This window comes from Pseudonocardia sp. Ae717_Ps2, assembly GCF_001932475.1.
Classification (GTDB): domain Bacteria; phylum Actinomycetota; class Actinomycetes; order Mycobacteriales; family Pseudonocardiaceae; genus Pseudonocardia.
In genome coordinates, this window is the sequence record NZ_MCIS01000007.1 from 98,365 (window position 1) to 111,523 (window position 13,159).

Annotated in this window: 19 protein-coding genes; 9 read left to right on the forward strand and 10 right to left on the reverse strand. The window is 70.7% G+C overall.

The genetic code is table 11. The features are described from left to right. Nucleotides 1-35: 35 nt before the first annotated feature. Both Ae717Ps2_RS31210 and Ae717Ps2_RS31215 read right to left on the reverse strand, forming a co-directional pair. The gene (locus Ae717Ps2_RS31210; protein WP_075334596.1) at nt 36-221 is read right to left on the reverse strand and encodes a hypothetical protein; all 186 of its coding nucleotides are present in this window, start codon (nt 219-221) and stop codon (nt 36-38) included. 14 nt (nt 222-235) lie between these two features. Then, a complete protein-coding gene (locus Ae717Ps2_RS31215) occupies nt 236-532 on the reverse strand; it encodes a hypothetical protein (protein ID WP_075334597.1) in 297 nt (98 codons plus the stop codon). A gap of 200 nt (nt 533-732) precedes the next feature. Here Ae717Ps2_RS31215 and Ae717Ps2_RS36730 point away from each other — a divergent pair, with 200 nt between their 5' ends. Beyond that, nucleotides 733-978, forward strand: coding sequence for a hypothetical protein (locus tag Ae717Ps2_RS36730; protein ID WP_143510726.1), 246 nt, complete (start codon nt 733-735; stop codon nt 976-978). 257 nt (nt 979-1,235) lie between these two features. Here the strand turns inward: Ae717Ps2_RS36730 and Ae717Ps2_RS31220 are convergent, their stop codons facing one another. Then, nucleotides 1,236-1,433: a hypothetical protein gene (locus tag Ae717Ps2_RS31220; protein ID WP_143510728.1), complete on the reverse strand. Its 198-nt coding sequence runs from the start codon at nt 1,431-1,433 to the stop codon at nt 1,236-1,238. Nucleotides 1,434-1,650: 217 nt separating this feature from the next. On the opposite strand from Ae717Ps2_RS31220, the gene Ae717Ps2_RS31225 reads away from it, so the two are divergent. After that, nucleotides 1,651-2,757, forward strand: a complete 1,107-nt coding sequence (locus tag Ae717Ps2_RS31225) for a hypothetical protein (protein ID WP_075334599.1) — start codon at nt 1,651-1,653, stop codon at nt 2,755-2,757. Between the two features lie 87 nt (nt 2,758-2,844). Further along, nucleotides 2,845-3,000 (forward strand): hypothetical protein, encoded by a 156-nt coding sequence (locus tag Ae717Ps2_RS37605; RefSeq protein ID WP_158071590.1) that lies wholly within the window; start codon nt 2,845-2,847, stop codon nt 2,998-3,000. Between the two features lie 205 nt (nt 3,001-3,205). On the opposite strand, the gene Ae717Ps2_RS36735 is transcribed toward Ae717Ps2_RS37605, so the two are convergent. The 6 genes from Ae717Ps2_RS36735 to Ae717Ps2_RS31255 form a co-directional block, all read right to left on the reverse strand. Beyond that, nucleotides 3,206-4,015 (reverse strand): MucR family transcriptional regulator, encoded by an 810-nt coding sequence (locus Ae717Ps2_RS36735; protein ID WP_075334600.1) that lies wholly within the window; start codon nt 4,013-4,015, stop codon nt 3,206-3,208. Further along, nucleotides 4,012-4,359, reverse strand: a complete 348-nt coding sequence (locus Ae717Ps2_RS31235; protein WP_075334601.1) for a hypothetical protein — start codon at nt 4,357-4,359, stop codon at nt 4,012-4,014. The genes Ae717Ps2_RS36735 and Ae717Ps2_RS31235 overlap by 4 nt, the downstream gene beginning before the upstream one ends. A gap of 5 nt (nt 4,360-4,364) precedes the next feature. After that, the gene (locus Ae717Ps2_RS31240; protein WP_075334602.1) at nt 4,365-4,547 is read right to left on the reverse strand and encodes a hypothetical protein; all 183 of its coding nucleotides are present in this window, start codon (nt 4,545-4,547) and stop codon (nt 4,365-4,367) included. Nucleotides 4,548-4,828: 281 nt separating this feature from the next. Further along, nucleotides 4,829-5,215, reverse strand: a complete 387-nt coding sequence (locus Ae717Ps2_RS31245; RefSeq protein ID WP_143510730.1) for a hypothetical protein — start codon at nt 5,213-5,215, stop codon at nt 4,829-4,831. 14 nt (nt 5,216-5,229) lie between these two features. Beyond that, the gene (locus tag Ae717Ps2_RS31250; RefSeq protein WP_075334604.1) at nt 5,230-5,982 is read right to left on the reverse strand and encodes a hypothetical protein; all 753 of its coding nucleotides are present in this window, start codon (nt 5,980-5,982) and stop codon (nt 5,230-5,232) included. Nucleotides 5,983-5,987: 5 nt separating this feature from the next. After that, nucleotides 5,988-6,308: a hypothetical protein gene (locus Ae717Ps2_RS31255; RefSeq protein ID WP_143510732.1), complete on the reverse strand. Its 321-nt coding sequence runs from the start codon at nt 6,306-6,308 to the stop codon at nt 5,988-5,990. Between the two features lie 214 nt (nt 6,309-6,522). Between Ae717Ps2_RS31255 and Ae717Ps2_RS31260 the strand changes: the two genes are divergently transcribed. Genes Ae717Ps2_RS31260 through Ae717Ps2_RS31270 form a run of 3 tightly spaced genes read left to right on the forward strand, consistent with a single transcriptional unit; the run spans nt 6,523 to nt 7,658 of the window. Beyond that, nucleotides 6,523-6,810, forward strand: a complete 288-nt coding sequence (locus tag Ae717Ps2_RS31260) for an AbrB/MazE/SpoVT family DNA-binding domain-containing protein (protein ID WP_075334606.1) — start codon at nt 6,523-6,525, stop codon at nt 6,808-6,810. Then, nucleotides 6,807-7,244 (forward strand): type II toxin-antitoxin system VapC family toxin, encoded by a 438-nt coding sequence (locus tag Ae717Ps2_RS31265; RefSeq protein WP_198932374.1) that lies wholly within the window; start codon nt 6,807-6,809, stop codon nt 7,242-7,244. The genes Ae717Ps2_RS31260 and Ae717Ps2_RS31265 overlap by 4 nt, the downstream gene beginning before the upstream one ends. A 51-nt stretch (nt 7,245-7,295) precedes the next feature. Further along, on the forward strand, nt 7,296-7,658 hold the full coding sequence (locus tag Ae717Ps2_RS31270) for a hypothetical protein (protein ID WP_075334607.1): 363 nt from the start codon (nt 7,296-7,298) through the stop codon (nt 7,656-7,658). Between the two features lie 265 nt (nt 7,659-7,923). Here the strand turns inward: Ae717Ps2_RS31270 and Ae717Ps2_RS31275 are convergent, their stop codons facing one another. Next, on the reverse strand, nt 7,924-9,315 hold the full coding sequence (locus Ae717Ps2_RS31275) for a hypothetical protein (protein ID WP_075334608.1): 1,392 nt from the start codon (nt 9,313-9,315) through the stop codon (nt 7,924-7,926). Nucleotides 9,316-9,491: 176 nt separating this feature from the next. Here Ae717Ps2_RS31275 and Ae717Ps2_RS31280 point away from each other — a divergent pair, with 176 nt between their 5' ends. The 3 genes from Ae717Ps2_RS31280 to Ae717Ps2_RS31290 all read left to right on the forward strand — a co-directional run bounded on the left by Ae717Ps2_RS31280 (nt 9,492) and on the right by Ae717Ps2_RS31290 (nt 13,156). Then, nucleotides 9,492-10,526 carry a site-specific integrase gene (locus tag Ae717Ps2_RS31280; RefSeq protein WP_158071591.1) on the forward strand — a complete coding sequence of 345 codons (1,035 nt, stop codon included), beginning with the start codon at nt 9,492-9,494 and terminating at the stop codon, nt 10,524-10,526. A 68-nt stretch (nt 10,527-10,594) separates the two neighbouring features. Continuing rightward, complete coding sequence (locus Ae717Ps2_RS31285; protein ID WP_075334609.1) at nt 10,595-11,041, forward strand: hypothetical protein; 447 nt, start codon at nt 10,595-10,597, stop codon at nt 11,039-11,041. Between the two features lie 480 nt (nt 11,042-11,521). Beyond that, nucleotides 11,522-13,156, forward strand: a complete 1,635-nt coding sequence (locus tag Ae717Ps2_RS31290; RefSeq protein ID WP_083702673.1) for a polysaccharide biosynthesis tyrosine autokinase — start codon at nt 11,522-11,524, stop codon at nt 13,154-13,156. Nucleotides 13,157-13,159 lie beyond the last annotated feature (3 nt).

Consider the following 13,159-nt stretch of genomic DNA (forward strand, 5'->3'; position numbering starts at 1 on the left):
CACGGTCAACGTGTAATGCGATGAAGCGCCGGGGTCTATTGCCCGCCGAAGTTCACCCGGGACGTCCCTGCCGGGGCCGGGGTGTCCAGGTCGGCCACCGGGACGCCGTCGAGTAGGACCGCTCCGCGGTCGAAGTGCATCTGCAGCCGTTCCTCGGTGATCCCGGCCGCGAGGGCGCGGGACCGCACCGTCGGGGCAGGGCTTCCCTGGTCGTCGGTCATATCGGTCTACCTCCTTAGTGGCCGTCGCCGGCGCTGAGTGGCTCCACGTGCCCTGCCTTTTCCAGGTCGTCGTCGAGCAGCTCCCGTACCGCGGCGAGCGCGGCGCGCCCGGTCTGCGACGGCAGCCGGTCCATCTCGAATGCGCAGGCTTCGAGCACGGCGGCGAGGACGTACAGCTCATCTGGGTGCCGGAGCCCGGCGTAGCGCCCGGCATTGATGCGGTGACGAAGCTTCTGCGCTGCCTCGTGCGTGCGGTCGCGGTTCTCCCGGAGTTGGGATGCGCGCCGCTGAGCGGGGGACTCGTTCGCCACTCCAGCAGCATCGCACATCTGTTCGATTTAAGAGTCTCGTCGCTGGAACAGCGGCGGCGCTGTACACCCGCTGCTCTCGCAGTAGGTGGCTTGCCCGTCCGGCAGGCGGCGAGGTTGTCGCGTGCCACCCTGGGCGGGGCAGGCGGCGATGGCTCGCCCCGGGGTCGGTGCCGGCTCTTCCCCCGTCGACAGGAGAGGCGATGAACCCACGTCACGCGCGACATCGACGGCGCTGGCTACCCGTACTTCTGGCCGAGCTAACGGTCGTCGCGCTGGTCACCGCCACGATGATGTTGCTGCTCACCAACGTGATCCACATCGGAACGATCTCGGCCGCGGACCTGGAGGTGCGCCACGCCGCCGAAACGGCGTTGCCGCACCCGGCGTCGCCGGCGTCGCCCCCCAGCTTCCTGGTTTCACCGAAGCTGCCCTCGGAGCCGCACTGAGTCGTATCCGAGCAGCGGCCGGGACGCTGAAGTCCGAGGTCGCACCCCGGCCGGCGGACACGGCCTCCGGGGGAAAAGGCCATCCGCTCGACGTCACGGTGATCATGTCCGAGCAGCCGATCCATACGCTGCGCACGTTCCCGGCCCTGCTCGCGTACGCGATCGACGCCCTGCACACCCTCGCCCGACGCTCGACCTCATGGATCATGCACGGAGGTGGCCTGCCACCCGGCAGGCCACCCCGGCCCCGGACCGGCTCAGCTGAGCAGCGCACCGGCGAACGAGCCGTCGACGATCGTCCATGCCATCGCGAAGGACAGCAGGAAGATCACCGCCAGCACCAGCAGGACGACAGCCCGCCGGTAAACCCCGGTCGCGCCGTACAGCACGCCCTCCAGCACCCCCAGGCAGCGCCACACCACGGCCGCCCAGTTCGGCGCCCCCTCGGCACCCACCACCATCTTCCTCAACCCCTCGTCGGTTCCGGCGGATCCGGGTGACCCGCGCTGGAACCGACGATCACCGACCTGGCCAGCGCTGTCACGCCACCCGAAAACCGCGCTAGACTGCGCCTCGAGCAAGACGCTGAGCATGGACCCGTCAAGTTGATGGCTCCTGGCGCAGTCAATCGGGGTCATCGACACCAGGGAAATTGAGTTTTGTTGATCTTCAATGGGTGAGGCACGCCCGTGGCGGGAGCGGGCGCTGCGGCGCGCGGAGCGCCTCGGGTCGCTGCTGGACACCACACGCCCGGGTGGGGCCGTTGACCTCGAGGTGTCGGAGAACCGTCGACGGTTGTGGTCCCGCCATCAGCCGACAGCGATCTCCATCAGGACCGATCTCCTCGCACACACCGGCGGGCGGAGCCTGTTCCAGGGCCTCGAGAGTCGTCGCGGCGTCGCCCAGCAGGCGCTTCTGACGTCGTTGTTCTTGGCGCAGTGCCGTCCGACCCCGAGCTCGGGGGAGACGCCGGAGTTCACCCTGCCGATGCGTGACTCCACGGACCTGGCAAAGCCGCCGTGGCGGGGCCTGATCGCCGCCTCGACCTTCGACAAGACGGGCCGTCGCCCGACGGCACGGTTCCCGACGGACGGTGCCGTCGAGCAGATCCGGTACGCATTCGATCGGCTGGAGAGTGAGGGCCGGGTCGAGCTGCGGGGTCGAGACCGGCGCCACCGCTTCGAACGGATCCGGTTGCTGAACGAGGGCACCGTGAACACAACTCAGGTGACCAAGCCGGGTTACCGGCCGCCGCGGCAGGTCGAGGACACCATCGCGGTGCCTGCGGAGTTCTGGCTGAACGGCTGGGTGCACGCCCTCGAGTCGAACGAGATCATCGCCTACTTCATGCTGCTTCGCAGTTGGCAGGCGACCCCGGTCGAGCAACGCGACGCGGGGATCCTAATGTCCCGCATCTCCTTCAGTCTGGCCTTCGGCCGAGGCCGCGGCGGCGAGGCCTACCGGATGCTGAGCCGCTACGGGCTGGTGGGGATCGACCGAGACCCCCGACGCCGCGACGACGGCACCGTCCGCCATCACAACAGTGATGACATCCTGACCACAACCCGCACCGACCCACACCGGTTCCACGTGCACGACGCGGAGGCCCTGCAAGTATCGGCCGTGTCCCGGGTGGAGGCTGCACTCCGGGCGCAGGCCGACGGCATGGGCATGGAGGACGCCCAGATGATGGCCGTCTACGACTATGACTACGACGAGATGTGTCGGAGCCTGGGGGTGGCCATGGATCAGCCGATACCGCACCCTCCTCCGTCGTAGTGCCCGTCAGAGGCCTACCGTCTACGACGCTGGCTACCCGTACTTCTGGCCAAGCTGACGATCGCCGCGCTGGTCATCGCCACGTTGATGTTGCTGCTCACCAACGTGATCCACATCGGGTCGATCTCGGCCGCGGACCTGGAGGTGCGCCACGCCGCCGATACCGCGTTGCCGCACACGGCGTCGCCGGCGCCGAGCCCCAGCGTGCCGGTTCCGCCGCCGCCATCCTCGGAGCCTGGCTGACCCGTGTCCGGGGCAGCGGCCGGGGTGAATGAGGTCCGAGCTCGCACCCCGGCCGCCGGGCACGGCCGCCGGGCACGGCCTCGGGGGACAAGGCCGGCACGACGAGTGTGCGCCTGTCGACGTCCGGCTGCACAGCGGACACGAACGACCGGTGCAGAACTGGTCCCAGCCGGTACCGGCCGAATGCGCGGCAGCTGGAACCTGCTCAGGGCTGGGGGCCGGCGAGACGCTGGCGGTGCCGCAGGACGGTGGTGGCGCCGATCCCGATCCGGGCGGCGGCCTCGCGGGAGCTGATGTGCATGGTCTGGGCGATGGCCGTGTCGAGCTCGGGAAACCCTGCGCGGCGTGCCTGCTCGTCGAGCCGGTCGCGGCGGCGGCCGGCCATGATCTGGACGGCGTAGCTCTGGCCGGGCGCACGATGGGCGCGGACCAGGTCGTAGCCGCGGGTGCGATGGTTGCTCTCGATCGCGGTGTTCCGGAGCTGATCGAGGTGTTCGGGAGTCCGGTACGGGGCCAGCCGGTTGGCGTGGTCGGGGTCCTCGGCGATGCGGGCGCGCTGCCAGTCGCTGGAGGACTGTCGTGCTCCGTCGCAGTTCAGTGCGCCGGTCGCCGGCAGCTGGTGGCGATCGCGGTACTCGTCGGCGCTGAGGTCGTGCTTCGCGTGCAGGTGGCGGCCCAGGCTGCGGAACCGCAGCCCGCACTCCAGGCAGCGCAACAGCCCCTCGGCGTCGGAGATGGTCGCGGTGGCGCCGCGGCGCCGGGTCGCGGCCGCGGGCGGGGCGGCGGCCAGGATCTCGTCTCGGTCCCACAGCATCATCCACGTCCGGGGTGGATGGAGCAGCAGCGCCGCGGGGCGTGGCCATCGGTCCGGGTCGCGGCCCATGACCGTGGCCATGCTGGTGCGCGAGTAGCCGAGCAGGTCGGCGACCTCGACACGGGTCAGCAGCGGCGAATCGTGTGCCCGTTCGTGCAGCCGCGGCAGCTCTCCGCCGGTACCGGCCGAGCCGGACGTCACCGCCCGAGCGCCTTGCGGACGGTCATCCGAGCCACCCGGGTGCGTTCCGACAGCTCTCGCTCCGAGCCGGACGAGGCGAGAAGGGCGCCGGTCAGCGCGGCCATCCGGGCGCGCTCGACCCGTCGGGCTTCGTGCCACTGTCCGGCGATCGCCTCTAGGGTGTCGTCGCCCAGGATGATCTGCGTCGCGGCCGAGGCCGCCTCGGTGCGGTCGTCGGCCTGATCCTGATCAGGCCACCGAGCTTCGATCTCGTCGAAGGCCCGCTCGAGCTGCTCGCCCTGCTCCTCGCTGACCTCGGCGGCGAAGTCGCCCAGCCAGTCAGCCACGTCCGAACGCAGGCTCACGCGGCTCAGTCCCGGGCCTGGTCGAGGACGATCGCCCAGAACACGTCCGGGTCGAGGGTGTCGGGGTCGACGCAGCCGTGGCGATCGATGATCGTCGCCACGATCCCGTCGACGTCGTAACTACCCTCCGAAGCCTCGGCGGCCTGGCAGACCTGACGATCGACATCTGAGCTGGTTAGCGACTGCACACCTCTAATGGTACAGGCGTAGACCAGCGCTGTCTAGTGCTAGACCACCGCGATGCAGGAAGAGGAGGCGCCAGGTAGGCCAGGGACCACGAGACACCGCCAAGCAGTCGTCCTACGGCGCTGCGGAAGCCAGTCCCAGTAGGCCTGAGCCGGGAACCCGAGCAAGGTAAGTAACGGCGTGACCCAAACTCGCGATGCTCGACGTCTCGGCGTGCCTGAACGCCGCGCCGCCCAGGCCCGCGCCGGCGGTGCTGAGCTCCGGGATGGCACGGCCGGGTCGGTCAGTCTCGGCGGGTCAGGTCTTCGCCGCCGAGGCCCACGGTGGTCGCCGGCAGTGGTGCGCGCATCACGGGATCGGCCGGGGCCGGGGTGTCCTGGTCGCCGGCGGTGAACAGCGGCACCCAGCGGGTCTTGTACTGCACGACGTCCTCTCCGTGGCCGTCGGTGGGATGCCAGGTCGACACGCTGACCACGAGTGCGGCGCAGTGGGAGCACTCACCGATCGCGGCGGAGACGCGCTCGCCCGGCCGCAGCGGGCCGTCGAGGTGGCCCCAGGCCAGGGGCTCGAGCTGTAGCCGGGAGTCCTCATTGAGGGTGTCTCGGGGGCCGGCGCCGACCAGGCCGTGGACGTGGGCGGCGGGGTGGTCACAGGTGCGGGGCGGGGTCATCGCGGGCTCCGTGGTCACGTCGGTGGGGTCGGTTCCGGCCGGGTCAGAGCGGGGCTGCTGCTGGTTGCCGAGCGCCGCGGCGGATTCCGCGGCCGCGGCGTGCTCGGGGCCGGCGGCGGCGTTGGGGCCGGGGCGGTGCTGGTCGATCCAGTGCTGTCGGTGTGATGCGGGGCGCCGGAACGGCGCGCGCGGGCGAGCGCGGTGGCGCAGGCCAGGATCGAGGCGATGACGCCGAACGAGGCGAGCCCACCCAGACCTGTGATCAGCATGTTCGGGGGCACACCGGGTGGGCGGGCAGTGGTGTTCTCGGGGACGAGGAGCATCAGTCCACCCAGAATCGACCAGACCACGAGGAAGGCCCACACGTGCAGCCGCACGGTGTCCTGGGCCTCGGGATCACCGAGGCGTTCCGCCTGGGCCTGCAGGCGAGCGAAGACCGCGAACGGCGTCCCGAGACCAATGGTCACCGCGACCAGAGTAGGTACGGGCGGCGCCGAGGCGATCACCGGTGTGATCGCGAGGCAGAGCGCTCCGAGGCCGCAGAACCACGTCGCGCCGCGCAGCACGATCCGCTGCACCCAGTAGCCGGCTCGCGCGGCGGCGGGACCGGGCGCCGGCGGATGGTGCCCGGCGGCGGGGCCGGGCGACGGCGGGTGGTGCCGCCCGGCGACGGTCCGGCGGCGCTGTGGTCCGGCCATCCGCCGGTCCGGAATCCGGCGGCCGCGTTCCACGTCCGCCAGCGCCAGCGCGGGGTGAGAGGCAGCCACCGCCCTCAGTCCTCGCCGGGGGCGGCGGGGGCGTCTGGGTCGATCGTCTCGCCGGTGGCGGGGTCCCCGGCCGGGACGACCGTGTTCTTCTCGGTCGCCGGGAGCGCGAGCACCGTCGGCTCCTGGGGGGCCCACCACTCGTAGCTCCACGCCCAGCGCACCCGGATCCGGTCGGCCCACGGGAACACCGTGCCGGCCACGCTCTGTACCGCGGACTGCAACGCCAGCACCGCGGCTTCGATCCGGGGGGCCTGGATGTTCGCGCGTAGCCCCGGGGGCACGCGCAGCTCGAACTCGATCCGAAGCACCCGAGGTGTAGCAGCCATGACAACCTCCGCCAGATTCGCCCACCTCGACGACGTGGGCCTGGCTCCGGATTATGGTGAGTTTCGCGGAAAATGGCCAGTCTCCGGACCATCCTGCTACGCGACAGAAGCAACATTATGTTGCGTAGCAACCCGATGCGGGTTCACCGGCTCTTCTGTCGCCGCACGGAGCGCTCTGACACGCTGTGGACGTGTCTGCGCTAGACTCGGTGGCATGTCGGAGCAGGTGGACGATGCGGGACGTGCCGAGGTCGTCGTCAATCGGGACGGCCGGATCCTGATTCCGGCACAGGTGCGTCGGGATCTGGGGTTGGCTGCCGGGTCGACGTTGCTGCTGTCGGTCGAGGACGGGCGGGTGGTGATGGAGTCCCGGGCGCAGCTGGTCGCGCGGATGCGTCGGGAGATCGCCGCGGAGTGGCAGGGCGACCCGCAGGACTCGGTCGCCGACGAGCTGCTCGCCGAGCGCCGGGCCGAGGCCGCGACCGAGGACGCCTCCTCGTGACCGGCCCGGACCGGCCGGTGGCCAGCGACTTCCCTGGCTCCCCCGCCTCCTCCGGCCCGGCGGTGCTGGATGCCTCGGCGGTGCTGGCCTGGCTGCGCGCCGAGCCCGGCGCCGAGGTCGTCGAGAGCTACCTCGAGGCGGCGGTGCTCTCGGCGGTGAACCTCTCGGAGATCTATCAGAAGCTGGCCCAGCGCGGCGTCGACGCCGACCGCACCCTGCGCCAGCTGCGCACCCTGGGGATCGGCATCGAACCGGTCACCGCCGCCGACGCCGTCACCGCCGCGGCCCTGTGGCCGGTCACCCGCACCGCCGGACTCTCCCTGGGCGACCGGTGCTGCCTGGCCCTGGCCACCCGCCTCGACGGACCCGCGATCACCGCCGACACCGCCTGGACACAGCTCGACGTCGGCGTGACTGTCGTACCCATCCGCTAGACCCACGGGTGCACGACCGTGCACCCGGCCCACCCGAGGGAGAGAGCCACGATGACGACGCTCCTGGTCGCGCTCCAGCTGATCGTGCTGGTCGTGCTCGCGGTCCTGATCCTGACGGTCGCCCGCGCCCGCTACCGCGGGAACACTGTGCCCGACCTCAGCCCGGCCGCGCTGCGCCTGGGTGTGGTCGCGGTCCTGTTCGGTGTGGTCCTGGGCTGGGTGCTTCCCGCCATGGCCCCGGCCGTCGAGGTCCCGATGAGCGCGAAGCTCTGGGCCCCGCTGATCTGCCTCGTCCTCGCCGTGCTCACCGCCGCCTGGCTGAGGGCCGAGGCCCGCCCCGGCGGGCAGCCCGAGCGGAACGAGCTGCTCCACAGGTTCACCCGCCGGCACCCGCCTCGCCGCGATGTCCGGTAGCCCGGCATACCCAGAACGGATCGGAAGGGCATCGCGGGTCCCAGCGGAGGTTCCGGCCACCGAATTCCGGTGCGAACGCGGCGTGCTCGGCGCCGGTCTGGAGGCTGTCCCGCGCCGCCGGGCTGTCCCTGGGCGACCGGTGCTGCCTGGCGCTGGCCGCCCGCCTCGGCGGCCCGGCGATCACCACCGACACCGCCTGGACGCAGCTTGATGTCGGGGTGAGTGTCGTACCCATCCGGTAGAACACGAGGACGACACCGCGGGGTCAGCCCCGGCGGGCTCCCTCCGCGCGCCGGAGCACCTCGTGCAGCCCCGGGTAGCTGTAGTACTCCGCGCGCCCCTCGGTCGACTCGCACTTCGCGGCGAAATCGCCGAAAGGACCGAACCGGGCGTCACCGAGGTGGGCCGTCGCGTGGAACAGCTGCACAGCCAGGCCGGGCATCTCCGCGGCCTGTCGGCACTCGTTGTTGTCGTGCCAGCTGCACAGCGCTTCCTGCAGAGTCTCGACGGTCAGATACTCCGCGTGCTGGACGAGCAGCCGCCCCACGGCTTCTCCGGTCCGCCAGCTCCCGGCGGTCTGCAGCGCAACGATTACGGCCGGAACGAAATACTCGGCGGCACGCGCGGCCATGACGTTGCGTCTGTGGTGATCATCGAGCTGCTCGAACCGCAAGGCCAGGGCTGGCAACCGGTCCCGTGCCTGCTTGCTCGCCACGACCGCGAGACTGGCTGCCACGTCGTGCGGTAGGGGCTCCCACGGCACCACAGTGATCGGCCTGCTCAACTGCGCCTGGAACCGGTCGGCGAGCGGCTGATCCACGGCCGACCAGAAGTAGTCGTGGTCCGCCATCCGCACCAGAACCCGCAGCTGGGTCGCAGCGTCGAGGGTCTGCAGCTGCTCTTGGCAATGCCCTACGGCGTCGCGCACTGTATCCCGATCCCGCTCGGCAAGAGCCTGCAGCGCCACCGCCATCCGATCGGCGTGCTCGCTCGGCGAGATGACACCGTCCGCCGCGAGTTCGAGCATCGCCGACTTGGCCGCGAGCTTGACGATGGAGTTGCGGGTCGCCACTCGGGTTCGATCATGGAATGTCGCCTGCACGTGCAACGCCGACGGCGCCCACATCGGGTCACAGATGTAGCTCTTGAACTCCTCGATCAGCTTCTTGCCCTGCGTCGGAGGATGGACCAACAACGTCGTCAGGGCGACCGCGAGATGTGCCCGCCCGACCTCGGCACGCGGGGTGTAGGCCTCGCCGGCCGCGCGCAGCGACGGGTGCGCGCACAGGTGGCGGTCTTCCCGGATCCTGTTCAGCTCCCGGCCGTCGATCGTGTCGATCAGCTCGAACTTCACGGCCTCGTCGACCAACGTGCCCTCGATCTTCTGCATGGCGGTGACGCCCTCGGGCCTCAGGCCGTGCTCTCGGGCGGTCTCCACCTTGTTTCGGAACTGCTGGGCCTGGGCGTCGCCTTCATCCGCCAGGCGGACCAGCTTCCCGATGATGTCGGCGCCCACTGCCGACCAGGTCGCGGCGATGCAGGACCGGATCGCACCGGCGTTGTAGCAACGCCACGCCTCCTCCGCGAGAGGGCGGACGTCGGGGCTCCACACCTGCGCGATCAGCGTCTCCAGATCAGATGCCACCAGCGCCTCCATCCCATGATCAGTTCAGCGCCAAGGAGCCGGTGTCCGTCAGGCGTTCGCACCGTCTGTCGTCGAGACCGCTCCGAGCGTGACAATGGCCAGATCACATGACCTCTTCCTCAGCGGTCCGCCGCTGTCGCGGCGCGGGTCCCCAGCGAGGTCGGCCTGGCTCGCTACCGTCGCTGACCGTGTCCGATCACCAGCACCGCGAGCTCACCGCCGCGGCCGCGGCCGCCGGGCTGGTGCCCGTCACCGACCTCGACGGCGGCCCGCTCTCGGCCGAGGAGGCCGCCTACGGCCATGCCTCGAAGGCCGCGGCGACCATCGAGGCCTACCGCACCGACTGGAACGAGTTCTGCGACTGGTGCGACGGCGCACACCATGCGCCCGCACCCGCCCCACCGGCCGCGGTCAGCGGGTACCTGACCGCCCTGGCACGAGCCGGGGCGAAGGTCTCCACCATGAGCCGGCGCATGGCCGCGATCCGGTTCTTCCACGCCCTGGCCGACCTGCCCGACCCGACCAGCCCGGCCCGGGTCACCACCGTCTGGGAAGGCATCCGCCGCGTCCACGGCGCCCCACCCGACCAGGCCCCACCGCTGATGCCCCCACAGCTGTTCGACCTCGTCGCCGCCACCGCTACCACCCGCCACTTCCGCACCCGCCCGCCCGAGCCCGACCTGGCCGGCGCCCGCGACCGCGCCCTGCTGCTGCTCGGGTTCTTCTCCGCACTGCGCTGCTCCGAGCTCTGCGCACTGACCGTCGACAACGTCCTGCCCCACGACCGCGGCCGCACCCTGGTCATCCCCTCGTCGAAGACCAACCAGCGCGGCGAACAGACCGAGCTCGTCGTCCTGCCCTACGCCAGCCACCCCGACGCCTGCCCCGTGCGCGCCCTCGATGCCTGGCTCGAGCTCTCCGAGATCACCGACGGCCCCCTGCTGCGCCGGGTCTCCACCGGCAACCGGCCGGCCCCCACCGGGCTTCATCGGGCCTCGGTCAACCGCCGGATCACCGAGCTCGCCGCCGCCGCCGGCCTCGGCGATGAGGGCTACTCCCCGCACTCCCTGCGGGCCGGGTTCGTGACCTGGGCGCACCTCCGCGGTGCCTCCGATCGCGAGATCGCCGCCCAGACCCGACACCGCTCCCTGGTCTCGGTCGGCGGCTACGTCCGCGTGCAGTCCGCATGGAGTTCGAACGCCGCCACCAACATGGGGCTGTAGCCCCTCAAGTAGGAAATGATGCTGCATCTGGTGCAACGAACACGACCGCTTGCGGACAGTGCCGCACGGTGCAGGAGCTTGTCTTGCACTTGGTCAGCACCGAGCCGGTAGGCGAGCATCACGTGATGAGTGAGCCGGGCGAAGTGCCAGCCAGGGTCCCGCGGCAGATGTGGCAGTGGATCGGTGACGTACTCGGAAAAGGGCGAGCGCGTCACTTCGATCCGCTGGTCAGCTGTGTGCTGGCCTCTGGCGAAGTCATGAGGGACGGCGGCGCGGCACAGACGTCACTCGAGGTGCTCCAGCACTGGGCCCGCTACCTCGATAGCTCTCGGCGGTTGGTCCATCAGAACGAGTTGCAGTTCATCCGGCATCTACGCGCCGCAGGAAGGTCCGACCCCGAGATCCGCTCGTTGGCTGTACTGGATCCCGACACCGATATCGACGCGCGTCTCACCGAGCTGGAGCAGCTTGTGCGGAGGGTCGACCGTCCGCCTCCACCCCAACGTCAGGCGTGACACATCGAGATCGCGGATGGTCGTGGTCGAACTCCGACGCTGCTGGGGCAGCCGACACACAGAGGCCTGATGGTGGCGATCCGGCATGGGGGTCAGCCGGGTCGGGCTGCGCTGGACCGGGTCCTGAGCCATGGGTAGCCAGGCGAACACTGCAGGTCCCGAATATCGCACCTTCGCCAGTCCAGCCGCGGATCTTGGAACCGTGGTGTCAACGGCGGGTTGGGAGTGACCCCGTGGCGACGGATTGGCGCGGAGTGAGCCGTTGCGAGACTCAATGGCAGCTCTGCGAACCGCCCTGCCGGGGTTCCCTGCCTGCTCGGCGCCTGATCACCCGTCATCATCAACTTTGATGAGTGGCGCTAACGGCGTAGTCGGTGCTTGCGCTAAGTGGGCGTCCGATGCGCCGCACGTGAGTGATGTGGCGTCCGGAGCTGGATCGGCTCTCTGCCCTGGAGCCGACCCGCTGGGGAGCCTGGCGCGGTGGGGGCTGCCGGGCCTGAGACAGTAACTGACTACCCATCCCGAACCGATGGCACTGGAGACGCTTCTGTGACGGTGCAGTCCTTCCTGCGAACTTTGCGGGAGCAGTACGTGCTCGTGGCGGTGACCGTCCTGATCGGGGTGGCGGCGGCCGGGGCTGTGTTCGCCGTCCAACCGGCCTCCTACACGGCGTCGACGTCGCTGTATGTCTCGGCCCAAGCCGGCAGGGAGGACGCGCAGCAGGCGTATCTGGGTGCGCAGTTGTCCGCGGAGCGGGTCCGGTCCTACACCAACCTGATCACCGGGTCGCGGGTGCTCGGCGGTGCTGCCCAAGCGCTCGGTAGCGGTGAGTCGGTCGAGGACCTGCGGCAGCGGGTGTCTGCGACCAGCCCCACGGATTCGGTACTGATCGAGGTCTCGGCCACGGACTCGACTCCGGAGCGGGCCGCGCAGCTGGCCGACGCGGTCGCCGCCGCGGGGGCGGGTGTGGTCAGCGACCTGGAGCGCCCGACCGACCCCGGCGCAGCCGCCCTGATCACGCTGCGGGTCGTGCAGCCTGCGGATGTACCGACCGAACCATCGTCGCTGTCGTTGCCCGCGATGCTGGCCATCGGGCTGATCCTGGGCGCTGGCGCCGGCATCCTGCTGGCCCTGGCGCGGCGGGCGGTCGACACGAGGGTCACCTCCGACGCCGAGCTGGTGGCTGCGACGCGGTCGCCGGTCATCGGGCGTGTGCTGGCCGACCCTGGGGCCGAGCAGCATCCGCTCGTGGTGAACCACGCGTCGTCGGGGCGGGAGGCTGAGGCGTACCGGCAGCTGCGGACCAACATCCAGTTCATCGACGTGGACAACCCGCGCAAGGTCGTCGTGGTCACGAGCGCGATGCCAGGCGACGGGAAGACGACCACGGTGGCCAACCTCGCCATCGCGTTGGGCCGGGCCGGGTCGCGGGTGCTGCTGGTCGATGCCGACATGCGTCTGCCGCGGGTCGCGAGCCTGTTCGGCCTGGACAACTCGGTCGGTCTGACCCGGGTCATCTCGGGGCAGGTGCCGTTCGACCGGGCGGTGCAGAGCTGGAACGGCGGCGTCATCGACGTGCTGACCAGCGGGCCGGTGCCGCCGAACCCGAGTGAACTCCTCGCCTCGGCGAGCATGCGAGCCACGATCGCGCACGCCCGCGACCGCTACGACATGGTTCTGATCGACTCCCCACCGGTGCTGTCGCTGTCGGACACGACGGTCCTGGCCGGAACGGTCGACGGCGCCATCCTGGTCTGCCGGGCGAAGAAGACGACCCGGCGTCAAGCGGAGTCGGCGGCCGAGGCGCTGCGGCTGGTGGGGCTCGCCCCGTTCGGGTCGGTGCTGAACCGGGTGGACCCGGCCAAGTCCGAAGTCTACGGCAAGTACCACCGCTACCACGCGGACGGATCCGCGGCCGCCGCGAGCACCGACTCCGCCGACGGCCCGTCGCGGGCGGTCACCGCCCCGGCCCGCGCCGCCGACACCAGCCGTATCCAGCAGCCCAGCGGGCGCCCCCCGGGGCAGCCGCAGCCCCCGGGATCCGGAGGTCCGCAGCCCTGGCCACGGCGGCTCGATCCCGATCACCGACCTGACCACCGACCCGATCACCGTTAGGAG

What these genes read in the sequence shown, in the direction of transcription:
- Ae717Ps2_RS31260 (WP_075334606.1), top strand. Translation starts at nt 6,523, where the DNA reads ATGTCGGAGCAGGTGGACGATGCGGGACGTGCCGAGGTCGTCGTCAAT.
- Ae717Ps2_RS31245 (WP_143510730.1), bottom strand. Translation starts at nt 5,215, where the DNA reads ATGACCCCGCCCCGCACCTGTGACCACCCCGCCGCCCACGTCCACGGC.
- Ae717Ps2_RS31270 (WP_075334607.1), top strand. Translation starts at nt 7,296, where the DNA reads ATGACGACGCTCCTGGTCGCGCTCCAGCTGATCGTGCTGGTCGTGCTC.
- Ae717Ps2_RS31225 (WP_075334599.1), top strand. Translation starts at nt 1,651, where the DNA reads ATGGGTGAGGCACGCCCGTGGCGGGAGCGGGCGCTGCGGCGCGCGGAG.
- Ae717Ps2_RS31275 (WP_075334608.1), bottom strand. Translation starts at nt 9,315, where the DNA reads ATGGAGGCGCTGGTGGCATCTGATCTGGAGACGCTGATCGCGCAGGTG.
- Ae717Ps2_RS31210 (WP_075334596.1), bottom strand. Translation starts at nt 221, where the DNA reads ATGACCGACGACCAGGGAAGCCCTGCCCCGACGGTGCGGTCCCGCGCC.
- Ae717Ps2_RS31255 (WP_143510732.1), bottom strand. Translation starts at nt 6,308, where the DNA reads ATGGCTGCTACACCTCGGGTGCTTCGGATCGAGTTCGAGCTGCGCGTG.
- Ae717Ps2_RS36730 (WP_143510726.1), top strand. Translation starts at nt 733, where the DNA reads ATGAACCCACGTCACGCGCGACATCGACGGCGCTGGCTACCCGTACTT.
- Ae717Ps2_RS37605 (WP_158071590.1), top strand. Translation starts at nt 2,845, where the DNA reads ATGTTGCTGCTCACCAACGTGATCCACATCGGGTCGATCTCGGCCGCG.